This window comes from Peterkaempfera podocarpi (assembly GCF_042466665.1).
Lineage (GTDB): Bacteria > Actinomycetota > Actinomycetes > Streptomycetales > Streptomycetaceae > Peterkaempfera > Peterkaempfera podocarpi.
This window is the reverse complement of the sequence record NZ_CP162102.1, coordinates 5,118,700-5,141,137: the sequence shown is the minus strand read 5'-3', so window position 1 is coordinate 5,141,137 and position 22,438 is coordinate 5,118,700. Positions and strand designations below refer to the sequence as shown.

Sequence of the window (22,438 nt, the reverse complement as noted above, 5' to 3'; positions counted from 1 at the left end):
CCCAGGTAGGCCAGCTCGACTCCGCGACTCCCGAGGGGACTTTCCGTGACCGAGGCGACTCGCGGCGCCAGGCCTGCCCACCACACGCCGAGCCGGGGCCTCGATCCGGCCGGCGGCGGCCGCTGACACCGGCCGCGGACAGACGCCCGTCCGTCGCCCCAGCCGCTCGGGGCGACGGACCGGGTCACAGAACGGGGCGCGTCCCGGCCTGAGGGTGGCTCAGGGATGCGACTCCCCAGCGGCCCCCGGGCGACCGGGGGCCGCGTCCTGTCCCGCCCCCGCCGCGGTGCCGCCGAAGCGGCTGATCCGCACCCGGGCGATCCGGCGCCCGTCCAGCGCTGCCACGGTGAGCCGGCAGCCGCCCTCGGTCGCCACCTGGTCGCCCACCGAGGGCAGCCGTCCCAGCGCGGCCACCGTGAAGCCGGCCACCGTCTCATAGGGACCCGGAGGCAGTTCCACCCCGGTCTCCTCGGCGAAGTCGGACAGGTTGAGCAGGCCGTCCACCTCCATGCCGCCGCCCGCGAGGCGCAGGGTGGCGGTCGCCACCTGGTCGTACTCGTCGCGGATCTCCCCGATGACCTCCTCCAGCAGGTCCTCCAGGGTCACGATGCCCGCGGTGCCGCTGTACTCGTCGACCACCATCGCCATGTGGTGGCCCTCGCGGCGCATCTCCGACATCGACGGCAGCACCCGGTTGGTGTCGGGCAGCAGCTTCACCGGCCGGGCCAGGTCGCGCACCGTACGGGCCCGCGCCCCCTCGGGGTCGTCCGGCCGGTAGAGGTCGCGGACATGGACGAAGCCGACCACCGCGTCATAGGAGCCCTCCACCACCGGGTAGCGGGAGTGCGGATAGCGGCCCACCTCGGCCCGGACCTCGTCCAGCGGCCGGTCCGCGTCCAGGAAGGTCACCTCGGTGCGGGGCACCATCACCTCCCGCAGCTGCCGCTCCCCCGCCGCGAACACCTCCGCGATCAGCTGCCGCTCGTCCACGCCCAGCTCGGTGTTGGACGCCACCAGGCCGCGCAGCTCCTCCGAGGACATGGCGTCCCGACCCGCCTTGGGGTCGCCTCCGAACACCCGCACCATGAGGTTGGTGGAGCGGGAGAGCAGCCAGATCGCCGGCCGCAGCACGATCGAGATGACGTCCACCACCGGGGCCGCCAGCAGCGCGATCGGCTCCGCCCGCTGAAGCCCGATCCGCTTGGGGGTGAGCTCGCCCAGCACCAGGGAGACATAGGAGATCACCAGCGTCAGCACCACCAGCGCCACCGTGTCGGCGACCCCGGCCGCCAGCCCCAGGTTCTCGAAGAGCGGGGCGACCTTGTGGGCCAGGGTCTCCGCGCCGAAGGCGGCCGACAGAAAGCCCATGCAGGTCACCCCGACCTGCACCGCGGCCAGGAACCGGTTGGGGTCCCCCGCCAGGTGCGCGGCCCGGTCGGCACGCTTGGTGCCCCGTTCCGCCAGAGCCCGGATCTGGCCCTCCCGGAGCGAGATCAGAGCGATCTCGGCCACGTTGAAGAGACCGCCGATGAGGATGAAGACCAGGACGAGCGCGGCGTCGCTGAGTGTGTCGTTCACACCGGAAGTCTAGGAACCCTGCGCACCGCCGCGGGCGCCGGACGGGACGAGGGTGTCCACCGCCCCCCGGAGCCCGCCGGCGCGAGGGGGCGGCGCGGGTTCACGAGCTGGGTTCACGAGCTGGGTTCACGAGGCTGGTCGACGGTGGCACGGCGGCGGCTGCGGGCGGGCACGACCAGGGGGGTGCCGGTCTCCGGGTCGGGGATGACCCGGCAGGGAAGGCGGAAGACGGCTTCGACGAGCTCGGGGGTGACGATCTCGGCCGGTGCCCCCTGGGCGACCACCCGGCCGTCGCGCATGGCGATCAGACGGGTGGCGTAGCGGGCGGCCTGGTTGAGGTCGTGCAGTACGGCGACCAGGGTGCGGCCCTCCTCCTGGTGGAGGCGGGCGCAGAGGTCGAGGATCTCCACCTGGTGGGCGATGTCCAGGTAGGTGGTCGGCTCGTCGAGAAGCAGCAGAGGGGTCTGCTGGGCCAGGGCCATGGCGATGCGGACGCGCTGCCGCTGGCCGCCGGAGAGCTCGTCCACGTCGCGGTCGGCGAGCTCGGTGACGCCGGTGGCGGCCATGGACTCGGCGACCACCCGTTCGTCCTCGGCCGACCACTGCCGCAGCAGACGCTGATGCGGGTAGCGGCCGCGGGCGACGAGTTCGGCCACGGTGATGCCGTCGGGGACGACGGAGGACTGGGGCAGCAGGCCGAGTGTCCGGGCGACCTGCCGGGCGGGGAGGCCGGCGATGTCCCGGCCGTCCAGCAGGACGCTTCCCGCGGTGGGGCTGAGCATCCGGGAGAGGGCGCGCAGCAGGGTGGACTTGCCGCAGGCGTTGGGGCCGACGATCACGGTGAAGGAATGGTCGGGAACCTCCACGGTGAGGCCTTCGGCGATGGTCCGCCGGTCATAGGCGAGGGTGAGGCCGGTGCCGCGCAGCCGGGTCGTCATCACTGCTCCAGGAAGGGGGTGCGGGTGCGTCATATCCGGCCCTTGCCGCGCTGGGCGGCGAGCAGCCAGATCAGATAGGCGCCGCCGAGAGCACCGGTGACCACGCCCACGGGCAGCTGGTGTCCGGGGAGCAGCCGCTGGGCGGCCCAGTCGGCGGTGGCGGTGAGGGCGGCACCCATGCAGGCGGCGGGAAGGAGGTTGGGGCCGGGCGCCGCGGTGAGCCGTCCGGCCAGCTGAGGTGCGGTCAGCGCGACAAAGGCGACCGGCCCGGCGGTGGCCGCGGCGAAGGCGGCCAGCAGGACGGCGGCGGCCAGCAGCGCCAGCCGTACCCGCTCCACCGGGATGCCGAGGCCGTACGCGGTGTCGTCACCCATCTCCATCATCCGCAGCGCACGGCCGCAGCCGACCAGCACCAGGGGTGCCAGGACGGCGGTGGCGGCGAGCAGCGGCAGCAGATCGGTCCAGCCGCGGCCGTCGAGGCTGCCGGTGAGCCAGAGCACCGCACGGGCGGCGTCCATCAGCTGTCCGCGGGTCAGCAGATAGCCGTTGACCCCGGTGAGGACGGCGGAGACGCCGATGCCGACCAGTACCAGGCGCTGCCCCTGGACGCCCTGCCGCCAGGCCAGGACGTAGATCAGCGCACCGGTGAGCAGGCCGCCGGCGACGGCTCCGCCGGCCAGGGCGAGGCTGCCGCCGCCGGTGACGACCACGGCGAGCGCGCCGGCCGCCGAGCCCTGGGTGAAGCCCAGCAGATCGGGGCTGCCCAGCGGGTTGCGCACCAGGGACTGGAAGACCGCGCCGGAGAGTCCCAGTGCCGCGCCGACCAGCAGTGCGGCGACCGCTCGGGGCAGTCGCAGTTGGTTGACCACGAAGTCCTGGGCGGGGGTGCCGCCGCCGGTGACGGTGCGCAGCACCTCGGCGATGCTCATCGGGTAGTCGCCGCTGCCGACGGTGTGCAGGGCGACGGCCACGGCCACCAGGGCGCAGCCGGCCGCGGCGGCGAGCGCACGTGGGCGTACGGGCAGGCTGACGGCTGCCCCGAGCCGCAGGACCCTCATGCCGCAGCCGCCTTTCCGCGCCGGACCAGCCGGAGGAAGAGCGGCCCGCCGAGGACGGCGGTGACGATGCCGACCTGGAGCTCGCCCGGCCGCCCCAGCACCCGGCCGACGATGTCTGCGCCGAGCAGCAGCACGGGGGCGAGCAGGGCGCAGTACGGCAGCAGTCGGCGCAGGTCGGGGCCGGTGAAGGCGCGTACCAGGTGCGGCACCAGCAGGCCGACGAAGACGATCGGCCCGCAGGCGGCGGTGGCCGCGCCGCAGAGCAGGGTCACCGCGGCGATGGCGGTGGCGCGGATCAGGCCGGGGCGGGCGCCGAGCGCCCGCGCTTCGTCGTCGCCGAGGGCGAGGGCGTTGAGGGGGCGGGCCAGGGCGAGGGAGACGGCCGCGCCGACGGCGATGAACGGCACCACCGCGGTCACGGTCGAGGGCTGGGCTGCGGCCAGTGAGCCGACCGTCCAGAAACGCATCCGGTCGAGTGAGGAGGTGTCGCTGAGCATCACCGCGTCGACATAGGAGTAGAGGGTGGCGTTGAGGGCGGCTCCGGCCAGCGCCAGCCGGGCCGGGGTGGCGCCGCGTCCGCCGCCCACGGCGTAGACCAGGGTCGCCACGGCGGCGGAGCCGAGCAGGGCGAACCACACCCAGCCGCCGAGGGTGGAGATCCCGAGGAAGGCGGTGGCGGTGGCCACGGCTGCGGCGGCGCCCGCGTTGATGCCGAGCAGGCCGGGGTCGGCGAGCGGGTTGCGGGTGAGTGCCTGCATCACTCCGCCGGCGAGCCCCAGGGCGACGCCTGCGGCCAGGCCGAGCAGGGTGCGGGGCAGCCGCATCCGGTGGACCACGGTGTAGTCGGCGGAGCCGCTGTCGAAGAGGCCGTGCCAGACGTCGGCGGGCGACAGGGGTCTGGCGCCGACTCCGATGCTGAGCACCAGTACGGCCAGCAGCGCCAGCAGCGCGACGAGCAGGCCGGGCGCGACGGGTCGGCCGCGGACCGGCACCGTCCGGGCCGTCGCGCGAGGTGACGTGGTGACAGGCATGTGCGCTCTCCAGGCAACTTAGGTTAGGTTAACCTAACATCCACCCTCGCTGGTCCGCACGAAAGGCTTCGCCATGCCTCATCTCCTCTCCCGCCGCGGTCTGCTGGCCGCCGGCGGTGCCCTCGGAGCCGGCGCACTGCTCAGCGCCTGCGGCAGCTCGGGATCGGCGGGATCGGCGAAGGCGGCGCCTTCCGACGGATCGTCAGCACCGGCCTCCACCGCCAAGGGCCCGTGGTCGTACACCGACGACCGCGGCCAGAAGGCCACCGCCCGCACCACCCCCCGGCGCATCGTCGCCTTCACCGGAACCGCCGCCGCCCTGGTCGACCTCGGCCTCCAGGACCGCATCGTCGGCGTCTTCGGCGAGACCACCCAGCGGAACGGCTCCCCCACCGCCCAGGCCGGCGACCTCGATGTGAAGAAGGTGACCGTCCTCGGCAACGTCTGGGGCGAGTTCAGCATCGAGAAGTACGCCGCCCTCAACCCCGAGCTGCTGGTCACCCACACCTACGACCCCAAGGCGCCCGGCCTCTGGTACGTCCCGGACGAGAGCCGCGACCGGATACTCAAGCTGGCCCCCGCCGTCGCCGTCGACGTCGGCCACGCCTCGCTGCCGGAGCCCATCCAGCGATACGCCGACCTCGCCCGTGCGCTGGGCGCCGATCTCACCGCCAAGCGGGTCACCGACGCCAAGGCCCGCTTCGAGAAGGCCGCCGAGACCCTGCGCCAGGCCGCGAAGGCAAGCGGCGGCCTGAAGGTGATGGCCTGCTCGGGAAGCGCCGACATCTTCTATATCTCCAAGCCGGCGTCGGCCGCCGACCTGCGCTACTTCACCGAACTCGGTGTGCAGTTCGTCGCCCCGGAGAAGACCGACGGCGGCGACTACTACGAGAGCCTGAGCTGGGAGAACGCCGGCAAGTACCACGCCGACCTGCTCCTTCTGGACAACCGCAGCACCTCCCTCCAGCCCAAGGACCTCACCGCCAAGCCCGCCTGGAACGACCTCCCGGCCGTCAAGGCGGGTCAGATCGCCGGCTGGGACGCCGTACCGCGCTTCTCCTGGGCCGGCTCGGCGCCGCTGCTGGAGAACCTGGCCAAGGCCGTCAGCGGCGCCCGCAGGCTCGGCTGACCTCAGGAGGGGTCCGCCGCCATCCGATGGTGGGCCAGGTCCGGCACCAGCTCCGGCACCGGGGCCGGTCCGGTCGGCACAATCCGGAACTCCCGGACGGTGACCGGGCACCCCTGGCCCACCAGCCCGGCGAGCGCGGCCAGCCGGTGGTTGCCGTCCAGCACCAGCCGGCGGCCGCCGGCCATCGCCCAGGTGGCCACGACCACCTCGATGCGCTGCCCGTCGGACTGCACATACCGGCTCCGGATCGCCTCGACCCGCGCCCTGCGGTCCTCCGACAGACAGGCGAGCCCCTCCACCAGCTCGGCGAACCCGAGCGGGACGGCGTCACGGTGGTCGTACGCCACCTCGGCGCCGTCCGCGGTGTACCAGGGCGCCACCAACGCATCGAGCTCAGCGGTTCCCCCGTAGGGCCTGAGATCGGTGGTCAGGGCCCGCACCTCGGCCGCTCCGGCGGCCACCAGCGCGGCCAGCCGCCCCCAGTCCAGCGACACCCGGATGCGGTCCGGCCCCTGGGTGAAGTGCTGCCGGAACGCCTCGAAGGGGACCCGGTCACCAGGCACGTTCATCAGGGACTCCGTCGTCGGTCCGATGCTGTCCGTCCATGCCTCGCGGGCCGGAGCCGAACGGCGGGCGCCGGCCTGCGCATGCTCGCGCAGCGCGGCGACCCCCCGGCGGAAGGCGGCCCAGTCGTCCGCGGTCCAGTGGAGGTACGCGGTCAGCGAGGTCCGCAGTCCGCTGTCCACCCGGGACAGCATCCCGGTCACCGCGCCCAGGTACTCCCGCTGCATCGGCTCCCGGGCGAGCTGCACCAGTGTCAGCCCGGCCCGGGCGTCGTAGAGCGCCCGCAGGGTCCGGCCCGGGCGAAGGCCGTCGCGCAGCTCGGCTCCGGCGGACGACAGCATGGCGACCTTCTCGGTCAGCTCCAGGTCCGCCAGGGCCTCCTGGATCATCGTCTGCCGCCGCGCCAGCAGGATGCCGACCCCCACCGGGGTGATGCCGCCCAGGGCCACATTGGTGACCCAGTCGGACACCGACCATGCCTCGTCCACCCCGACGAGCGCCAGATCGAGCAGCACGGCCACCACCGGCAGCATCAGTAACGGCCAGTAGTTCCACCAGAATCCGCGTAACCGCCGCCTCATGACCACACCGCCGACTCTCCCAGCGGAGGAGTGACGCAGGAAAGCGGTCGGCCCACGGTTCAGCGGTGTTCAGTCGCTGTCAGTCCAGCACACCGGACTTCACCGCGGCGGCCACGAATGCCGCCCTGTTGCGGCGAGGACCATGCACTCAGATCTCGCCGTGATCCGGCCAGTATTGGACCCGTACCACGAGGATCTCGGACAGACGCCGATGTTCCAGATACCAGACGATCAGACGCCCCTCGGCATGATCGAGCAGCGGAGAGACACCGGATTCCTCGACCGGAGGCTCACCGAGGTACCTGACGGCCGCCGCGTCTGCGAGCCTGCGGGCCAGTAGGTCGACCTGCTGGCGGACCTCAGGTGTCAGACCGCCGACGACGTGCTCGGGATCGGGCATGTACTCCCAGTCCCACTCCGTCACGCAGCCACCTCGCGGGACGCCTCGGCCAGGAGAGCACCGATGGCGACGGATGCCCTCTGCACCTCCGCGCGATCGGTCGACCGGGCGACCGCCTCCTCCAGCTGCCGCAGCCGGGCGGCCCTCGCCGGATAGCGCCGCAACGCCACAAAAACCCCCCAGCGGTGGAGGAAGGTGTGCATGGGCACGGTGCTGTCGGTCTGCACCGCTTCCTGCCACGCCCCGTGGAACTCGCGCTCGAAACGCACCGCCTCCGCGAGGTCGATCGTGGCGACGGCCACGCGCAAGGCGCCTTCGGTCAGCGGCGGCATGGGAAACAGTGCGTCGTGATCACCGTGCTGTGCAGGCTCTGCGCTCACCGGGCTCGCTCTCCTTCGATCGTCCGATGGCCGTCCGGAGCGATGTGCTCCTGCCGACCACCCCAGTGTGCCGCAGGCCACCGACAGCCCCGACGAAGTGCTCGACGACGCGAAGCCCGAGGCACCCGGCGCCGCCCGCAGCACGTCGGCCCGACGTCGTCTGCATCCCGCATCACGTGCCTGGCGAGTCGCACGGTCCAGGGAGCGATACCGGCAGGAGGTAGCAGCTCGCCTGGGTCCAGCAGGGGTCAGCTCAAGTCGCCGGACTTCACCGCGGCCACGAATGCCGCCCATGCTGCGACCGGGAAGACAAGCGCCGGGCCGTGCGGGTCCTTACTGTCCCGCACCGGAACGACGCCGGGGAATCCTGGGGCCACCTCGATGCAGTCGCCGCCGTTGTCCCCGCTGTAGCTGCTCTTGCGCCAGACTGCCGTGTCCAGATCGCGCTTCGTCATGGTGGCCGTACCCTTCCATCGCGCTGATGATCACGCGCATCGACTCACGGACCGTCAGGCATCCAGCCCTGAGCACATCATAGGTTTGCTCATGCCTCGCGATCACTGCCGGATCATCACCGAAATGCCCCCGGTCCAGGCTTTCCGAATACACCCACCGATGACCGTCGGGGAGGGTCAGCAACGTCATCGAGGTGTTCGGGCGCCTGAGCTCCGACCTGCCGAACGGCGCCACCTGGAGCACGATGTTGGGGAGCCGGGCCACATTCACAAGGTGCTCCAACTGCCCTTGCATGACCTCAGGACCACCGACGTTCATGCGAACTGCACTCTCGTCCAGCACCACCACGAGCAGCGCCTCGGCATCGACAAGAAACCGGCGCTGCCTGCTCATCCGGGCGGCCACCCGATCCTCGGCCCCCTCGCCGCCCCCTCGCACGAAGAGCGCCCTCGCGTACTCCTCGGTCTGAAGAAGTCCGGGGATGACCTGCATCTGGAACTTTCTCAGGACCACCGCCCCCGCCTCCATGTCCGCGAACCGCTGGAACCAGTCCGGGTGCTCCACCTCCGCATACCAGTCGACCTGGGCCCAGAGCCGCATCAGCAGGCCGCCCGTTCCCAGGACCCGGTCGCAGCCCTCGGCGAAGGTGCGCTGCGGGACCCTGCCGCCCAGCTCGATGCGGCAGACCAGCGACGGGTCGACATGGAGCAGTCTGGCCAGATCCACCTGCGAGTAGGACTTGGCCTCGCGGGCATGTCGCAGCTCCGCCCCGAAGAGGACGGCCGGGTTGCTGGTCGATCCGCGCTCGGTCCGTCGACGGGCCACAGGCATATCCCCCTGCTGACAGTGCGTTTGTGGCAATGGCTCACCCCTCCCCACCGTAGCCACGAACCGCAATGCTTGGTTGCCGAACGAAGCAGGTTCATCGCTGTGAGTAGTCGGGAGCAGCCGCCATGTCCGAGCCGCAGGTCGCAGTCACGCCGAAGGGCGAGGCGGAGTGGTGGTCGCCCGGCATCCGGCGTCGGCCAGGTCGGCACGGCGGATGCTGCGGTACTTCCTGGTGATCCAGGAGGCGCCGCACTATCTGGACGCGGCCGAGTCGGTGGTGGGCGAACTGGTCGCCAACGCCGTACGGCACGCCCGGGTCCCCCAGGGCCGGGAAATCTGCGTCCGCTTCGAGATCGAGCCGGGGCAGCTGCGCATCGAGGTCTCCGACGCGGATGCGGACGGTCTGCCCCGGCGGCGGGACGCGGACGGGGAGGCGGAGTCCGGCCGGGGCCTGGCCCTGCTGGACGCGCTGGCCGAGGCGTGGGGCTGCGAGCCCCGTGCCTGCGGTGTCGGCAAGACGGTGTGGGCGACGCTCGCCCCCGGCCGGCACGGCTGAGCCGCCGGCCGGAGGCGAAGGGGTCAGTCGAGCGGGAGGCCGGGGGCGGGGTGCGCGTCCATCAGCGTCTTGACCTCGGCCCGGACCTTGGTGACCGTCTCCTCGTCGCCGCTGCGCGCGGCGGTGACCACGCGGTCGATCCACTCGGCGACGGTGGCCATCTCCGACTCGGGGATGCCCCGCGAGGTCAGCGAGGGGGTGCCGATGCGGATGCCGGAGGGGTCGAAGGGCTTGCGGGTGTCGAAGGGGACGGTGTTGTAGTTGACCACGATGCCGGCCCGGTCCAGGGCCTTGGCGGCGACCTTGCCGGGGACGTCGCGGCCGGTGAGGTCGATCAGCAGCAGATGATTGTCGGTGCCGCCGGAGACCAGGTCGAAGCCGCGGGCCGCCAGCTGCTCGCCCAGCGCCCGCGCATTGGCGACGACCTGGTGGGCGTAGCCGCTGAACTCCGGGGTGGCGGCCTCGTGCAGGGCCACCGCGATGGCGGCGGTGGTCTGGTTGTGGGGGCCGCCCTGGAGGCCGGGGAAGACGGCGCGGTCCACGGCGCGGGCATGCTCCTGGCGGCACATCAGCATGGCGCCGCGGGGTCCGCGCAGGGTCTTGTGGGTGGTGGTGGAGACGACGTCGGCGTGCGGCACCGGCGAGGGGTGGGCGCCGCCGGCGATCAGCCCGGCGATATGGGCGATGTCGGCGACCAGGACGGCGCCGGTCTCCCGGGCGATCTCCGCGAACCCGGCGAAGTCGATCACCCGGGGTACGGCGGTGCCGCCGCAGAAGATCATCTTGGGCCGCTCGGCCAGCGCCAGGTCGCGGACCTCGTCCAGGTCGATGCGGCCGGTGTCCTTGCGCACCCCGTACTGCACCCCGCGGAACCAGGTGCCGGTGGCGGAGACGCCCCAGCCGTGGGTGAGGTGGCCGCCCATGGGGAGCGACATGCCGAGCACGGTGTCGCCCGGCTGCAGGAAGGCCAGATAGACGGCGAGGTTGGCGGGGGAGCCCGAGTACGGCTGCACATTGGCGTGGTCGACGCCGAACAGGGCCTTGGCGCGGTCGATCGCCAGGGACTCCACCTGGTCGATGTTCTGCTGGCCCTCGTAGTAGCGCTTGCCGGGGTAGCCCTCGGAGTACTTGTTCTGGAGCACCGTGCCGGAGGCCTCCAGCACGGCCTGCGAGACGTAGTTCTCGCTGGGGATCAGCCGCAGGGTGTCGGCCTGGAGCCGCTCCTCGGCGCCGATCAGTGCGGCGAGCTCGGGGTCGGCTGCGGCGAGGGCGGGGTGGCGGTCATGGTATGCGTTCATCGCGGGTCTCCCGGGTCGGTCGTGCTGTACGACTGCTGACCCGGGTGCCCAGGCGGACGGCGTCCCGGAGGTGCTGCTGAGCCGCTTCCCCGTGGTCGCTTCCACGCAGTTCGCCAGTCGCGGCAGCACCCATCCTAGCGGCGGGTGCCCCGAAGGGCGGGAGAACACGGCCCGGCCGGGTAAGGACCACAGCAGAGCCCCACCCGGTCAATGGCGACCCACGGAGATGACCCATGAGCGAACGGCCGACCCTCAGCGCCGCCCTGGTCGCGGCTGCCGACGCCCACAGCGCCCACAACTACCATCCGCTGCCGGTGGTGGTCGCCGAGGCCGAGGGCGCCTGGATGACGGATGTGGAGGGCCGCCGCTACCTCGATCTGCTGGCGGGCTACTCGGCGCTGAACTTCGGGCACCGACACCCCCGGCTGGTGGCCGCCGCCGTGGCCCAGCTGGACCGGGTGACCCTCACCTCGCGCGCCTTCCACCACGACCGCTTCGCCGCCTTCTGCACCGACCTCGCGGAGCTGTGCGGCATGGAGGCGGTGCTGCCGATGAACACCGGCGCCGAGGCGGTGGAGACCGCGGTGAAGACGGCCCGGCTGTGGGGCTACAAGGTCAAGGGGGTACCGGCGGACGAGGCCAGGATCGTGGTCGCGGCGGGCAACTTCCACGGCCGCACCACCACGGTGGTCTCCTTCTCCACCGACCCGGAGGCCCGCGACGGCTTCGGGCCGTTCACGCCCGGCTTCGACGTGGTCCCGTACGGGGACCGGGCCGCCCTGGAGGCGGCCGTGGGCGAGCGCACGGTGGCGGTGCTGCTGGAGCCGATCCAGGGCGAGGCCGGGGTGCTGGTGCCGCCGCCGGGCTATCTGGCGGCCGCCCGGGAGATCACCCGGCGCAGCGGGGCGCTGCTGATCGCGGACGAGATCCAGTCGGGCCTGGGACGTACCGGACGCACCTTCGCCTGTGAGCACGAGGGGGTGCAGCCGGACGTCTATGTGCTGGGCAAGGCGCTGGGCGGCGGCATCGTGCCGGTGTCCGCGGTGGTCTCCTCGCGGGCCGTCCTGGATGTCTTCACCCCCGGCAGCCACGGCTCCACCTTCGGCGGCAATCCGCTGGCGTGCGCGGTGGCGGTGGAGGTGGTCGCCATGCTGCGCGGCGGGGAGTACCAGCAGCGGTCCGCCGAGCTGGGCGAGTATCTGCACGGCGAGCTGGCCGAGCTGGTCGCGGCCGGCTCGGTGCGGGCGGTGCGCGGACGCGGACTGTGGGCCGGGGTGGATGTGGACCCGGAGTTCGGCACCGGGCGGCGGGTGTCGGAGCTGCTGATGGAGCGGGGGGTGCTGGTGAAGGACACCCATGGGTCGACGGTCCGGATCGCCCCGCCGCTGGTGATCGCCAAGGAGGACCTGGCGTGGGCGCTGGAGCAGCTGCGGGAGGTGCTGGCCGTCGGATAGGCCGGAGCGCGGGGACCGGCGCGCCCCGTCGGCGCGCCGGTGCCGCGGGCCCGTGCGACGCCGCCTGGGGCTCAGAGGATGACGTGCGGCAGGAAGCGCGCGTACTCGTCGGTGACCGGGCCGGCGGACTCACGGATGCCCAGCCCGGCCGCCTCGTCGTCCACCACCCAGGCGCCCAGCACCACCCGGTTGCCGTCGAAGTCGGGCAGCGGGGCGAGCTGCTGCCAGCAGTGGCGCTCCCCCGGGTCGACGACGGGGGCGGGACCGGTGCCGTCGTGGAGGACGACGCCCGCGCCCTCCCGTCCCAGCAGCGGCTTGGCGGCCCAGTGGACCAGGTCGCGCGGACCGTCCAGATAGGCCGGCAGCAGATGGGGATGACCCGGGTAGAGCTCCCAGAGGACCGCCAGCAGCGCCTTGTTGGAGAGCAGCATCTTCCAGGCCGGCTCGATCCACAGCGTGGTTCCACTGCCGCCGCCCAGGTCGGCGGTGCGCAGGGCGTGGTGGCCGAACTCGTCCCCGACCAGCCACTCCCACGGATAGAGCTTGAAGATCGAGCGGATGAAGCGGTAGCGCTCGTCGACGAAGCGACCGGAGAGCGAGTCCCAGCCGATGTCCTCGATCGCGATGCCCCGGGTGTCCAGGCCGGCCTGCTGGGCGGTCTCCATCAGATAGACGACCGTCATCTGGTCCTCGCCGTACTTGTCGTCGTGCGAGTGGGCGAAGTAGACCGGCTGCCCGGCCGGCAGCAGGTGCGCCTGCCTGCGCCAGGAGGCCACCAGCCGCTCGTGCAGCGAGTTCCACTGGTCGGCGCCGGGGAACCGCTCCTCCATCCAGAACCACTGCGGGGACGCCGCCTCCACCAGCGAGGTCGGGGTGTCGGCGTTGTACTCCAGCAGCTTCGCCGGGCCCGATCCGTCGTAACGGAGATCGAAGCGGGCGTACACGCTGGGCTGCTCCGCCCGGCGCCGCCAGGAGGCGGCCACCGCGGCGGCGACGGCCGGATCCGTGATGCCGAGGTCGGCGAAGCGGTCCCGCTCCACGATGTGGGCGGCGGCCGCCAGGCACATGCCGTGCAGCTCCTCGACGACCTCCTCCAGGGCCTCCACCTCCGGGAGGCTGAAGGAGTAGTACGCCGACTCGTCCCAGTACGGGCGCAGCGACTCGTCGGGGTAACGGGTGAGGGGGTAGATCAGACCCTGCTCCTCGACCGTCTGCTGCCAGCCGGGGCGGGGGTCGATGCGGTGGCGCTGCATGGGACGGTCAGCTGCCGCTGCTGTGCCCGTGGCTGCCGAAGCCGCCCTTGCTGACACCGGAGTGCGAGGAGGACCGGGACCGCGAGGAGTAGCGGGGGCCGGTGTAGCGGTGACCGTAGGTGTGGTAGGTCGACGCACCGCTGTGGCTGCTGTTGTCGTCCTCGTACCACTGGTAGCGGTCGGTGGTGGCGTAGCCCTGACCGGGCTGGCTGTCGCACAGCTGGTCGGAGACGTTCTTGAAGGTCTGGGTGTCGACACAGCGCAGATCGGGACTGTCGTCGCTGCCGCACGAAGTGAGGGCCAGCGCCACCGCGCTCACGATGCCCAGTGACACCGCGTTGGAACGCATCCGTCTCGCACCTGGTGCTGCCATGGCTGTCCACTCCCCCGTCCGCCGGCCTGACTCTGTGGCCGCACAGACTATCGGGCCGGCGGTACGGGGGTACGAGTGGCCTCAGGAGTGCCGATGGCGGGGGGCCGGGGACATCCTGGTGGTCACACCGATCCGGTTCCAGGCGTTGATGGTGACCGCCATCGCCAGCAGAGCGGCGAGTTCCTCCTCGTCGAACTGCCGCGCCGCCTCCTCGTAGACCTCGTCCGGCACACCGTGGTCGCCGAGCCGGGTCACAGCCTCGGTGAGGGCGAGGGCGGCGCGCTCGCGGGCGGTGAAGAGGGGGGTCTCGCGCCAGGCGCTGAGGGTGGACAGCTGCTGCTCCGAGACGCCGCGTGCGCGGGCGTCGTGGCTGTGCTTGTCCAGGCAGAAGGCGCAGCCGTTGAGCTGCGAGGCCCGGGTGCGGACGAGCTCCGCCACCACCGGGTCGAGGCCCTCCGCGGCCGCACGGTCCAGCGCGACCATCGCGCGGTACCACTCGGGGAGGACCTTGCCGAGCTGGATCCGGGGCTCGGGGGCGGCAACGGGGGTGTCGTCGTGCTTCTGGGTCGTCGAGGTCATACATCCCACGCTATGCACCGGGCGGCCCGGGCCCCTGGTCCATTGCCACCGCACTGCCGTGGGCCACTCGTCCGTACGCGTCCGTACGCGCCCGCGCAGGCAGCGGGCCGGGCCGGGACGGACAGCGGGTGGGGACGGTGGTGGACTTGGGGCATGGAGTCCTGGGCCGATGCGGGCAGTGATCTGTTTCTGGAGGTGACCCCGGGGCCGGGGGTACGGGTCGCACTGGAGAGCGCCCTCCGGGAGGCCGTGCGCAGCGGCCGGCTGGCGGCCGGCAGCCGGCTGCCCTCCTCCCGGGTGCTGGCCCGCGATCTGGGACTGGCCCGGAACACGGTCGCGGATGCCTACGGGCAACTGGTCGCCGAGGGCTGGCTGACCTCCCGGCAGGGGTCCGGGACGCGGGTGGCCGACCAGGCCGAACCGGGCCCGCCCCCACCACGGCGACCGCTCCGGCGCCCCGACATCGGAGACCCGTTCGAGCCGTACCCCTCGGACGGCCCCGCCTTCCCCTACAACCTGCGGCCGGGCAGCCCCGATCTGTCGCTCTTCCCCCGCGGCGCCTGGCTGGCCGCGGCCCGCCGGGCGCTGGAGTCGGCCCCCCACCATGCGCTGGGCTACACCGACCCGCAGGGGACACCGGAACTGCGGCGGGCGCTGGCCGGCTATCTGGCCAGGACCCGCGGGGTGCGGACCGACCCGGACCTGCTGGTGGTCTGCACCGGGTACACCCAGGCGGTGGGTCTGCTGGGGAGGGCGGTCGCGGCGCTCGGCGGACGGCGGATCGCGGTGGAGTCGCTCGGCTTCCCCGACACCCGCGGCGGGCTGCGTGCGACCGGGGTCACCGTGGAGCGGCTGCCGCTGGACCGCGACGGCGCCCGCACCGACCTGCTGGGACAGGAGGTGGACGCGGCGCTGCTCACCCCCGCACACCAGTTTCCCACCGGTGTCCCACTGCATCCGGACCGCCGCACCGCCGCCGTCGCATGGGCGCGGGCCACCGGCGGGGTGGTGGTGGAGGACGACTACGACGGCGAGTTCCGCTACGACCGGCAGCCGGTCGGAGCCCTCCAGGGACTGGCCCCGGACCATGTGGTGTACGCGGGCACGGCGAGCAAGAGCCTGGTCCCGGGGCTGCGGCTGGCCTGGCTGGCTGTGCCTCCCCGGCTGCTGGAGGCGGTGGTGGAGCAGAAGCGGCTGGCCGACCGCCTCTCCCCGGTGCTGGACCAGCTGACCCTGGCCGAGCTGATCGGCTCCGGTGGATACGACCGCCAGGTGCGGCGGGCCCGGCTGCACTACCGGCGCCGCCGTGACCGGCTGGCCGCGGAGCTGGCCCGGCACGCCCCGGATGTGGCCGTCACCGGGATCGCCGCGGGGCTGCACGCGGTGCTGGAGCTGCCGCCCCGGCTGGCCGACGAGGCGGCGCTGACGGCCCGGGCTGCGGAGGCCGGCGTGGCGCTGACGGTGCTGGACCGGTTCCGCGAGGCGGACGACCCGGACCGCTGCCCGCCGGCGCTGGTGGTCGGCTACGGCACCCCTCCGGACCACGCCTTCCCCGGCGCCCTGGAGCGGCTCTGCGGGCTGCTGGCGCCGCCCCGCTGAACCCGGACAGGGCGGTGCCCCCCGGCGGAGGACCGCCGGGGGGCACCGGTGCTGCTGCTCAGATGAGGCCGAGCGAGCGGACCGCGTCGCGCTCCTCGATGAGCTCATGGACCGAGGCGTCGATCCGGCTGCGGGAGAAGTCGTTGATCTCCAGGCCCTGGACGATCTCGAACCGGCCGTCCCGGGTGGTGACCGGGAAGGAGGAGATGATGCCCTCGGGCACACCGTAGGAGCCGTCGGAGACGATGCCCATGGAGGTCCAGTCGCCCTCGGCGGTGCCGTTGACCCAGGTGTGGACGTGGTCGACGGCCGCGTTGGCGGCGGAGGCGGCCGAGGAGGCGCCGCGGGCCTCGATGATGGCCGCACCGCGCTTGGCGACGGTGGGGATGAAGTCCTCGGCGAGCCACTTCTCGTCGTTGACGGCCTCGGCGGCGTTCTTGCCGGCGACCTCGGCGTGGAAGATGTCGGGGTACTGGGTGGCCGAGTGGTTGCCCCAGATGGTGAGCTTCTTGACGTCCTCGACGGTGACGCCGAGCTTCTTGGCGAGCTGGGCGATGGCCCGGTTGTGGTCCAGGCGGGTCATCGCGGTGAAGCGGTCGGCCGGGACGTCGGGGGCGTGCTGCTGGGCGATCAGGGCGTTGGTGTTGGCGGGGTTGCCGACCACCAGGACCTTGATGTCGTCCGCGGCGTTGTCGTTGATGGCCTTGCCCTGGGGGCCGAAGATGCCACCGTTGGCGGAGAGCAGGTCACCGCGCTCCATGCCGGCGGTGCGCGGGCGGGCGCCGACCAGCAGGGCGACGTTGGCGCCGTCGAACGCCTTGTCCGCGCTGTCGGTGATCTCGATGCCGCGCAGCAGCGGGAAGGCGCAGTCGTCGAGCTCCATGGCGGTGCCCTCGGCGGCCTTGAGACCCTGCGGGATCTCCAGGAGGTTCAGCTTCACCGGGACGTCGGCACCGAGCAGCTGCCCGGACGCGATACGGAACAGCAGTGCGTAGCCGATCTGGCCGGCCGCACCGGTGACGGTGACGGTGACGGGAGTGCGGGTCATGGTGTGCCTTCTCCAGCTGCCTGAGGGGTCGATTGCGCCGGCAGCAGGCGCGCCCGCCGTGCCGGACCCTGATCGGTCTCTCGACTTCGAGAGACCTATGGCCAGGCTATCCCAGGACGCATGGGGGCGGAGTGCCGCCCCGGAGGTTGCCCGGCGGGCGCGTCGCGATCGGTGCGCTGCGGTGGCGGCGGCGGCGCGGGGTTCCGCGGGTCACCCGCGCACACCTGGAACGCCCTGCCCGCGGTGCAGGCCCAGAGGTGCGCGGGCCAGGCGGTGGCGGGGCCGGGGGCTCTGCCGGGGGCGGCCGGGGTGCCGGGCGGTACACCGCCGCTGCTCTGCACCGCGAGGGCGCCGTGGGCGTGCGGCAGCCCCGGGTCGGGGGCGCCGGAGGTCTGCGGTGCGGAGGTCTGCGGTCCGGAGGTCTGCGGTGCGGAGGTCTGCGGGCTCGGGCTCTGCGCGCCCCAGTCCTGCGGGCCCGCCGTCTGCGGGCCCGCCGTCGGCGCCGTGGAGGAGACGGCCGCGCAGGCGTTCCGCGGCGCCGGTTCGACCGGTTCGGCATCGGCCATGGGCACGGCACGCCGCGTGCCGGTCTGCTGGATGCAGCCTCCTGCGTACGGGTGGCCGCTCCGGCAGTTGGCCGTCGCCGGGGAGACGGGGCCGCGGTGGAACGTCCCCGTGGGGGTCCCCGTGGGGGCGTCCGGACGGGCGGCGGCTGCCCGCGGGGTGGTCGCGGTGGTACGGCCCGAGGCCACCAGCAGGGACCGGATGGTGTCCCGCAGGATCCGTACGCCGGGACCGCCGGTGGCCGGGACGGCGACGTACAGCAGGGCGGCGAGCAGTGCGGCCAGGGCGACGGCGGGTGCGGCGGGGGCTATCCGGCGGCGGGGCGCCCCGCGGCGCGGCTGCACGCACGGCGAGCCCTGGGTGGGCGGCCCGGGCTCGGCGGGCGGCACGGGTGCGCCGGGGGCGGACCCCGGGAGGGCGGGCTGTGCCGGGGCCCGGGGCGGCCGCTCGGCCGCGTCGGGCCCCGGCGGTGCGGGGCAGTCGCAGGCGTCGGCGGGCGGCCGTTCGGCGACCTGGTAGCGGCGGAGGGCGTCCAGGTGGCTGCGCTCGGCGATGCTCCACAGGGCCAGCAGCCGCAGGGCGTCGGCGCCCGCCACCTTGCCCAGCGCCTCCACGGCCTGCCGGGGCGGGAACTTCGCACCGTTGAGATAACGCTGCCAGGCGGACTTGCTGTACGAGGTGCGCTCGGCCAGCGCCACCAGGCTGAGGCCGCTGCGGTCCTTGAGGCGGCGAAGCTGCTCGACGAGGCGGTGCAGATCCGGATCCAGTGTGTCGGGCAGTGGTCGCCAGCGGCCCATGTCCCATCCCCGTCCCAGGTTCTCCGTACGTGGTGGGCGTCCCCGCAGGCCCAATGACTGGGAATTCCGGTTTGTCCCAGAATCCACCTCTTGGATACCCGCTCCGCAGTCGCTGGGCAACTCTGAGTGATGTGAGTGCGGCGCCATCGGAGCCCCAGGGCCTGGACGGCTCCACCGGCTTCATCCGCACCCGCCGGGAGGGCCACCTCCCGTCATCTGGAAAGGAACGGTGAACTCCATGTCCACTCACTCTGCGGGCAAGCGCCTGGCCGTCACGGCCGCTCTGGTCGCGACCGGCTGGGGCCTGGTCCTCGGCCCGGTGTCCACGGCGGAAGCAGCCACTCCCACCAAGTCGAGCACCACCCAGGTCGCCCAGGTCAGCCAGAAGGCTGACGGCGGGCACTTCGGCCGCGGCCGTCACCACCGCCACCACCACCGGTTCGGCCGTGGCCGCGGCGGTCGCGGTGGCGGCTTCGGGCGCGGCGGCCGTGGCGGTCGTGGCGGCGGCTTCGGCGGCGGCTTCGGCGAGGGCGGCCGCGGCGGCGGCGGCTTCGGCGGTGGTGGCGGCGGCTTCGGCGAGGGCGGCCGCGGCGGCGGCGGCTTCGGCGGTGGTGGCGGCGGCTTCGGCGGTGGTGGCGGCCGCGGCTGACCCTGCACTGCCGAGCAGCAGCACGGCGCCCCGCCCCTCCGTCACGGAGGGGCGGGACGCCGTCGTTCGGCGGACGGCCCGCCGGGTCATCCGGCGGGCCGTCGCTCCGGGACCGTCCCGGGGAGGGTCAGCGATGGCGGCCGAGCAGCGCGGTCACCCGGTCCAGGAAGGGAATGTGCAGCCATGGGTCGGGCTGCGCCATCAGGGCCAGCAGCACGACCGCACCACCCAGCACACAGAGCACCGAGACATCGGTGAACCGGCTGCGGACGGCGAGCATCCCCACCTCGGGCAGCGCCAGCCGCAGCAGCGCACCCAGCAGAAAAGCGGCACCGAGTGTGATGGCGCCGATCCTGAACCGGTCCGAGGCGGTGACCAGCAGACCGGCCAGGGCCACGGCGCACACCACGACGATCGGCCACTGCCGGACCGGCAGCGGCTGCGCCCGGTCGGCTGCGGCCGACGCCCCCTCCGGGGGCAGTGTGCCCGTGGTCTCCAGCGGCGGCCGCCGCCGCGACCGGCCCCGTACGGCACCCATCGGCATCCCTCGGCTCCTCAGATCTGTGCGCCGCCGGCAGCCTTCTCGGCAGCCTCGACGATGTTGGCAAGCAGCATGGCGCGGGTCATCGGGCCCACTCCGCCCGGGTTGGGCGACAGCCAGCCGGCCACCTCGGCGACGCCCGGGTCGACATCGCCGACCAGGCCGGCCTCGGTGCGGCTGACGCCGACGTCCAGCACGGCCGCGCCGGGACGGACGTCTCCGGGCTTGACCAGGTGCGGCACGCCCGCTGCTGCCACGATGATGTCGGCCCGCTGCAGTTCGGTCGAGAGGTCGCGGGTGCCGGTGTGGGTGAGGGTCACGGTGGCGTTCTCGCTGCGCCGGGTGAACAGCAGGCCGATGGAGCGGCCCACGGTGACACCACGGCCGACGACCACCACATGGGCGCCCCTGGTCTGCACGCCGTGGCGGCGCAGCAGCTCCAGGATGCCGTTGGGGGTGCAGGGCAGCGGTGCGTCGATGCCGAGCACCAGACGGCCCAGGTTCACCGGGTGCAGGCCGTCGGCGTCCTTGGCCGGGTCCATCAGTTCCAGCACGGCATTGGCGTCAAGGCCCTTGGGCAGCGGCAGCTGGACGATGTACCCGGTGCAGGCGGGATCCTCGTTGAGCTCGCGGACCACGGCCTCCACATCGGCCTGGGTGGCATCGGCGGGCAGCTCCCGGCGGATGCTGGCGATACCCACCTGGGCGCAGTCGCGGTGCTTGCCTCGGACATAGGAGTGGCTGCCCGGGTCGTCGCCGACGAGAACGGTGCCCAGGCCCGGGGTGATACCCCGCTCCTTGAGCGCCGCCACCCGGGTGGCGAGTTCGGACTTGATCGCTGCTGCCGTGGCCTTGCCATCGAGAATCTGGGCGGTCATGACTCCATCCTCGCGGATCGGGGCCGTAGTACGCGCATCCGGCCGTCCTTGTCCGTCCGATGGGCCCGCAACCAAACGGAACGTAGTGATCCGATTGCAATTGCGCCACGGTTGTGTTCGAGCCCTGCCCGTCGGCTGGACAGGCCCGCGCCACCCCCACAACGATGGGGGCGGACATCGTCCGCCGTCGCCCGGACCCGTGCACCACCCGGGGGCGACGGAGGCACTTTCGGGGGAGAGACGTGAGCAATCCGTACCAGACGCCGCCGCCTGATCCCTACGGCGGCTCCTACGGCGGCCAGGGCGGGCAGGGCGAGCAGCCGTACGGCTCCGCCCCCGGCTACGGCACCCAGCCGGGCTACGGAACCCAGCCGGGTTACGGGCAGCCCGGGTACGGACAGCCCGGCTACGGATACCCCGTCGCGCCGCAGCCGCTGCCCTACGGCTCACCTCCCGTCCCCACCGGCGAACAGAACAGCCTGGCCATGGCCTCGGTGGCGCTGGGCTTCGTCTCCATCCTGATCTGCTTCTACGGCGGCCTGCTGGGACCGGTCGCGCTCGGGCTGGGCATCGCAGGCGTCAACAAGTCCAGGACCACCGGCACCGGGCGCTCCACGGCCATCGGCGGCATCGTGCTCGGGTCGCTCTCCATCCTGATCTCCATCGCGGCGCTGATCTTCTATGTGGTGCTGGACAAGAGCACCGGCAGCCTATGAGCACGCCCGCCCCACCCCCCGTCACCTCCGCACCCGTCCGCTGGTGGTCGCGTGCGGCCGGCTCCCGCTACGGCGGCCCGCTTCAGGTGCTGGTGCGCGCCGCCGGCGCCGGCGCAGCCGCACTGGCGGTCTCCCGACTGCACCAGGCCCACGACCCCGGGGCGCTCTGCCTGCTCCGGCGGTTCACCGGGGTGCCCTGCCCCGCGTGCGGGTCCACCACCGTCTTCATCGAGGCCGGACAGGGGCACTGGACGGCCGCCCTGACGGCCAATCCGTTCACCGCGGCGATCGGCGTCTGCCTGCTGCTCGCGCCGTTGGGGCTGGGCCGCCGCTGGTGGTCGGCACCGGTGCCGCTGCGGAATGCGGTGATCGGCACCGTCGCCGCCCTGTCATGGTGCTGGCAGCTGCACCGATACGGCTTCCTGCCGTCATGACCGTCCGATAATCTCCGGGCTCGGTCGGCCGCCCTGCCGCCCGCCCGTCACATGTGTCCGCCTGTCCCCATCTTCCTGCCAGGAGACGACCCGTGAGCTACCCGCCCGACCCCAACAACCCCTACGGCCAGCAGCCCGGCTACGGCCAGCAGCCGCAGCAGCCCCAGCAGCCCGGTTACGGCTACCCCCAGCAGCAGCAGCCCGGGTACGGCTACCCCCAGCAGCAGCCCGGCTACGGCTACCCGCAGCAGCCGGGGATGTACCCGCACGCCGGACAGGTGCAGCAGTTCTACGCGGGCTGGGGCTCCCGAGTCGCCGCCCGCATCGTCGACTTCCTGATCGTCGGTCTGGTGCCGGGCATCCTGTACGGCATCGGCGTCGGGATGAGCGCGTCCTCGGCCAACTGCACCACCGACCCGCAGACCTACCACACCTCCTGCACGGGTGGTGGCGGCGCCGGGATCATCTTCATCCTGCTGGGCGCCCTGCTCGCGCTCGCCGGCAACCTCTGGCTGATCTACCAGGAAGGCACCAAGGGGCAGACCCCCGGCAAGCGGATGGTCAACATCCGTCTGGTGCGCGAGGCCGACGGTCAGCCGCTCGGCTTCGGCATGGCCTTCGTCCGCCAGCTCTGCCACGTGCTGGACGGCTTCTGCTGCCTCGGCTACCTGTGGCCGCTGTGGGACGCCAAGAAGCAGACCTTCGCCGACAAGGTCATGAGCACCGTGGTCGTCAAGTCGCAGTGATCTGCTGACC

The 22,438-nt window shown here is 72.9% G+C and carries 25 protein-coding genes and 1 riboswitch; of the genes, 8 read left to right on the top strand and 17 right to left on the bottom strand.

Annotated features, from left to right (window positions below):
• Window positions 1-219: 219 nt before the first annotated feature.
• The 4 genes from AB0761_RS22690 to AB0761_RS22675 all read right to left on the bottom strand — a co-directional run bounded on the left by AB0761_RS22690 (window position 220) and on the right by AB0761_RS22675 (window position 4,605).
• Window positions 220-1,578, bottom strand: coding sequence for a hemolysin family protein (locus AB0761_RS22690; protein WP_377270948.1), 1,359 nt, complete (start codon window positions 1,576-1,578; stop codon window positions 220-222).
• A gap of 113 nt (window positions 1,579-1,691) precedes the next feature.
• Window positions 1,692-2,516: an ABC transporter ATP-binding protein gene (locus tag AB0761_RS22685; protein ID WP_377270946.1), complete on the bottom strand. Its 825-nt coding sequence runs from the start codon at window positions 2,514-2,516 to the stop codon at window positions 1,692-1,694.
• 29 nt (window positions 2,517-2,545) lie between these two features.
• Complete coding sequence (locus AB0761_RS22680) at window positions 2,546-3,574, bottom strand: FecCD family ABC transporter permease (RefSeq protein WP_377270945.1); 1,029 nt, start codon at window positions 3,572-3,574, stop codon at window positions 2,546-2,548.
• Window positions 3,571-4,605 carry a FecCD family ABC transporter permease gene (locus tag AB0761_RS22675; RefSeq protein ID WP_377270944.1) on the bottom strand — a complete coding sequence of 345 codons (1,035 nt, stop codon included), beginning with the start codon at window positions 4,603-4,605 and terminating at the stop codon, window positions 3,571-3,573. The genes AB0761_RS22680 and AB0761_RS22675 overlap by 4 nt, the downstream gene beginning before the upstream one ends.
• Before the next feature lie 73 nt (window positions 4,606-4,678).
• Between AB0761_RS22675 and AB0761_RS22670 the strand changes: the two genes are divergently transcribed.
• On the top strand, window positions 4,679-5,734 hold the full coding sequence (locus AB0761_RS22670) for an ABC transporter substrate-binding protein (protein ID WP_377270943.1): 1,056 nt from the start codon (window positions 4,679-4,681) through the stop codon (window positions 5,732-5,734).
• Window positions 5,735-5,736: 2 nt separating this feature from the next.
• On the opposite strand, the gene AB0761_RS22665 is transcribed toward AB0761_RS22670, so the two are convergent.
• The 5 genes from AB0761_RS22665 to AB0761_RS22645 all read right to left on the bottom strand — a co-directional run bounded on the left by AB0761_RS22665 (window position 5,737) and on the right by AB0761_RS22645 (window position 8,946).
• Entirely contained in the window at window positions 5,737-6,879 is a 1,143-nt protein-coding gene (locus tag AB0761_RS22665; RefSeq protein WP_377270941.1) for a hypothetical protein, read from the bottom strand.
• Between the two features lie 148 nt (window positions 6,880-7,027).
• On the bottom strand, window positions 7,028-7,303 hold the full coding sequence (locus AB0761_RS22660; protein WP_377270939.1) for a hypothetical protein: 276 nt from the start codon (window positions 7,301-7,303) through the stop codon (window positions 7,028-7,030).
• The gene (locus AB0761_RS22655; protein ID WP_377270938.1) at window positions 7,300-7,659 is read right to left on the bottom strand and encodes a hypothetical protein; all 360 of its coding nucleotides are present in this window, start codon (window positions 7,657-7,659) and stop codon (window positions 7,300-7,302) included. Before AB0761_RS22655 ends, AB0761_RS22660 begins: the two co-directional genes overlap by 4 nt.
• 248 nt (window positions 7,660-7,907) lie before the next feature.
• On the bottom strand, window positions 7,908-8,036 hold the full coding sequence (locus tag AB0761_RS22650; RefSeq protein ID WP_377270936.1) for a DUF397 domain-containing protein: 129 nt from the start codon (window positions 8,034-8,036) through the stop codon (window positions 7,908-7,910).
• Window positions 7,993-8,946 carry a Scr1 family TA system antitoxin-like transcriptional regulator gene (locus AB0761_RS22645; RefSeq protein ID WP_377270934.1) on the bottom strand — a complete coding sequence of 318 codons (954 nt, stop codon included), beginning with the start codon at window positions 8,944-8,946 and terminating at the stop codon, window positions 7,993-7,995. Before AB0761_RS22645 ends, AB0761_RS22650 begins: the two co-directional genes overlap by 44 nt.
• Window positions 8,947-9,112: 166 nt before the next feature.
• Between AB0761_RS22645 and AB0761_RS22640 the strand changes: the two genes are divergently transcribed.
• Entirely contained in the window at window positions 9,113-9,499 is a 387-nt protein-coding gene (locus AB0761_RS22640) for an ATP-binding protein (RefSeq protein ID WP_377270933.1), read from the top strand.
• A 23-nt stretch (window positions 9,500-9,522) separates the two neighbouring features.
• On the opposite strand, the gene glyA is transcribed toward AB0761_RS22640, so the two are convergent.
• Window positions 9,523-10,797 carry a serine hydroxymethyltransferase gene (glyA, locus tag AB0761_RS22635; RefSeq protein WP_377270932.1) on the bottom strand — a complete coding sequence of 425 codons (1,275 nt, stop codon included), beginning with the start codon at window positions 10,795-10,797 and terminating at the stop codon, window positions 9,523-9,525.
• Window positions 10,798-10,836: 39 nt separating this feature from the next.
• Window positions 10,837-10,928, bottom strand: a riboswitch (ZMP/ZTP riboswitch).
• Between the two features lie 102 nt (window positions 10,929-11,030).
• Here glyA and rocD point away from each other — a divergent pair.
• A complete protein-coding gene (gene rocD, locus AB0761_RS22630) occupies window positions 11,031-12,251 on the top strand; it encodes an ornithine--oxo-acid transaminase (protein ID WP_377270931.1) in 1,221 nt (406 codons plus the stop codon).
• Between the two features lie 71 nt (window positions 12,252-12,322).
• Here rocD and AB0761_RS22625 read toward each other — a convergent pair whose 3' ends face one another.
• From AB0761_RS22625 to AB0761_RS22615, 3 genes are all read right to left on the bottom strand, one after another.
• Window positions 12,323-13,504: a glutathionylspermidine synthase family protein gene (locus AB0761_RS22625; protein WP_377270930.1), complete on the bottom strand. Its 1,182-nt coding sequence runs from the start codon at window positions 13,502-13,504 to the stop codon at window positions 12,323-12,325.
• Window positions 13,505-13,511: 7 nt separating this feature from the next.
• The gene (locus AB0761_RS22620) at window positions 13,512-13,853 is read right to left on the bottom strand and encodes a hypothetical protein (RefSeq protein WP_377270929.1); all 342 of its coding nucleotides are present in this window, start codon (window positions 13,851-13,853) and stop codon (window positions 13,512-13,514) included.
• 105 nt (window positions 13,854-13,958) lie between these two features.
• Complete coding sequence (locus AB0761_RS22615; RefSeq protein ID WP_377270928.1) at window positions 13,959-14,456, bottom strand: carboxymuconolactone decarboxylase family protein; 498 nt, start codon at window positions 14,454-14,456, stop codon at window positions 13,959-13,961.
• Between the two features lie 153 nt (window positions 14,457-14,609).
• On the opposite strand from AB0761_RS22615, the gene AB0761_RS22610 reads away from it, so the two are divergent.
• Entirely contained in the window at window positions 14,610-16,055 is a 1,446-nt protein-coding gene (locus AB0761_RS22610) for a PLP-dependent aminotransferase family protein (RefSeq protein ID WP_377270926.1), read from the top strand.
• Window positions 16,056-16,113: 58 nt separating this feature from the next.
• Here AB0761_RS22610 and AB0761_RS22605 read toward each other — a convergent pair whose 3' ends face one another.
• Window positions 16,114-17,103, bottom strand: a complete 990-nt coding sequence (locus AB0761_RS22605) for a malate dehydrogenase (protein ID WP_377270925.1) — start codon at window positions 17,101-17,103, stop codon at window positions 16,114-16,116.
• A 95-nt stretch (window positions 17,104-17,198) separates the two neighbouring features.
• Window positions 17,199-18,464 carry a helix-turn-helix domain-containing protein gene (locus AB0761_RS22600; protein WP_377270924.1) on the bottom strand — a complete coding sequence of 422 codons (1,266 nt, stop codon included), beginning with the start codon at window positions 18,462-18,464 and terminating at the stop codon, window positions 17,199-17,201.
• A gap of 238 nt (window positions 18,465-18,702) precedes the next feature.
• Here AB0761_RS22600 and AB0761_RS22595 point away from each other — a divergent pair, with 238 nt between their 5' ends.
• Window positions 18,703-19,113, top strand: a complete 411-nt coding sequence (locus tag AB0761_RS22595) for a hypothetical protein (RefSeq protein WP_377270923.1) — start codon at window positions 18,703-18,705, stop codon at window positions 19,111-19,113.
• A 127-nt stretch (window positions 19,114-19,240) separates the two neighbouring features.
• Here AB0761_RS22595 and AB0761_RS22590 read toward each other — a convergent pair whose 3' ends face one another.
• Entirely contained in the window at window positions 19,241-19,657 is a 417-nt protein-coding gene (locus tag AB0761_RS22590) for a DUF3017 domain-containing protein (protein ID WP_377270922.1), read from the bottom strand.
• Window positions 19,658-19,668: 11 nt separating this feature from the next.
• A complete protein-coding gene (locus tag AB0761_RS22585; RefSeq protein ID WP_377270921.1) occupies window positions 19,669-20,532 on the bottom strand; it encodes a bifunctional methylenetetrahydrofolate dehydrogenase/methenyltetrahydrofolate cyclohydrolase in 864 nt (287 codons plus the stop codon).
• A 242-nt stretch (window positions 20,533-20,774) separates the two neighbouring features.
• On the opposite strand from AB0761_RS22585, the gene AB0761_RS22580 reads away from it, so the two are divergent.
• The 3 genes from AB0761_RS22580 to AB0761_RS22570 all read left to right on the top strand — a co-directional run bounded on the left by AB0761_RS22580 (window position 20,775) and on the right by AB0761_RS22570 (window position 22,428).
• Window positions 20,775-21,248: a DUF4190 domain-containing protein gene (locus AB0761_RS22580; RefSeq protein WP_377270920.1), complete on the top strand. Its 474-nt coding sequence runs from the start codon at window positions 20,775-20,777 to the stop codon at window positions 21,246-21,248.
• Window positions 21,245-21,682, top strand: a complete 438-nt coding sequence (locus AB0761_RS22575) for a DUF2752 domain-containing protein (RefSeq protein WP_377270919.1) — start codon at window positions 21,245-21,247, stop codon at window positions 21,680-21,682. The genes AB0761_RS22580 and AB0761_RS22575 overlap by 4 nt, the downstream gene beginning before the upstream one ends.
• Before the next feature lie 92 nt (window positions 21,683-21,774).
• A complete protein-coding gene (locus AB0761_RS22570; RefSeq protein ID WP_377270918.1) occupies window positions 21,775-22,428 on the top strand; it encodes an RDD family protein in 654 nt (217 codons plus the stop codon).
• Window positions 22,429-22,438 lie beyond the last annotated feature (10 nt).

What these genes read in the sequence shown, in the direction of transcription:
- AB0761_RS22685 (WP_377270946.1), bottom strand. Translation starts at nt 2,516, where the DNA reads ATGACGACCCGGCTGCGCGGCACCGGCCTCACCCTCGCCTATGACCGG.
- AB0761_RS22680 (WP_377270945.1), bottom strand. Translation starts at nt 3,574, where the DNA reads ATGAGGGTCCTGCGGCTCGGGGCAGCCGTCAGCCTGCCCGTACGCCCA.
- AB0761_RS22675 (WP_377270944.1), bottom strand. Translation starts at nt 4,605, where the DNA reads ATGCCTGTCACCACGTCACCTCGCGCGACGGCCCGGACGGTGCCGGTC.
- AB0761_RS22670 (WP_377270943.1), top strand. Translation starts at nt 4,679, where the DNA reads ATGCCTCATCTCCTCTCCCGCCGCGGTCTGCTGGCCGCCGGCGGTGCC.
- AB0761_RS22665 (WP_377270941.1), bottom strand. Translation starts at nt 6,879, where the DNA reads ATGAGGCGGCGGTTACGCGGATTCTGGTGGAACTACTGGCCGTTACTG.
- AB0761_RS22645 (WP_377270934.1), bottom strand. Translation starts at nt 8,946, where the DNA reads ATGCCTGTGGCCCGTCGACGGACCGAGCGCGGATCGACCAGCAACCCG.
- glyA (WP_377270932.1), bottom strand. Translation starts at nt 10,797, where the DNA reads ATGAACGCATACCATGACCGCCACCCCGCCCTCGCCGCAGCCGACCCC.
- rocD (WP_377270931.1), top strand. Translation starts at nt 11,031, where the DNA reads ATGAGCGAACGGCCGACCCTCAGCGCCGCCCTGGTCGCGGCTGCCGAC.
- AB0761_RS22625 (WP_377270930.1), bottom strand. Translation starts at nt 13,504, where the DNA reads ATGCAGCGCCACCGCATCGACCCCCGCCCCGGCTGGCAGCAGACGGTC.
- AB0761_RS22620 (WP_377270929.1), bottom strand. Translation starts at nt 13,853, where the DNA reads ATGCGTTCCAACGCGGTGTCACTGGGCATCGTGAGCGCGGTGGCGCTG.
- AB0761_RS22615 (WP_377270928.1), bottom strand. Translation starts at nt 14,456, where the DNA reads ATGACCTCGACGACCCAGAAGCACGACGACACCCCCGTTGCCGCCCCC.
- AB0761_RS22610 (WP_377270926.1), top strand. Translation starts at nt 14,610, where the DNA reads ATGGAGTCCTGGGCCGATGCGGGCAGTGATCTGTTTCTGGAGGTGACC.
- AB0761_RS22605 (WP_377270925.1), bottom strand. Translation starts at nt 17,103, where the DNA reads ATGACCCGCACTCCCGTCACCGTCACCGTCACCGGTGCGGCCGGCCAG.
- AB0761_RS22600 (WP_377270924.1), bottom strand. Translation starts at nt 18,464, where the DNA reads ATGGGCCGCTGGCGACCACTGCCCGACACACTGGATCCGGATCTGCAC.
- AB0761_RS22595 (WP_377270923.1), top strand. Translation starts at nt 18,703, where the DNA reads ATGTCCACTCACTCTGCGGGCAAGCGCCTGGCCGTCACGGCCGCTCTG.
- AB0761_RS22590 (WP_377270922.1), bottom strand. Translation starts at nt 19,657, where the DNA reads ATGCCGATGGGTGCCGTACGGGGCCGGTCGCGGCGGCGGCCGCCGCTG.
- AB0761_RS22585 (WP_377270921.1), bottom strand. Translation starts at nt 20,532, where the DNA reads ATGACCGCCCAGATTCTCGATGGCAAGGCCACGGCAGCAGCGATCAAG.
- AB0761_RS22575 (WP_377270919.1), top strand. Translation starts at nt 21,245, where the DNA reads ATGAGCACGCCCGCCCCACCCCCCGTCACCTCCGCACCCGTCCGCTGG.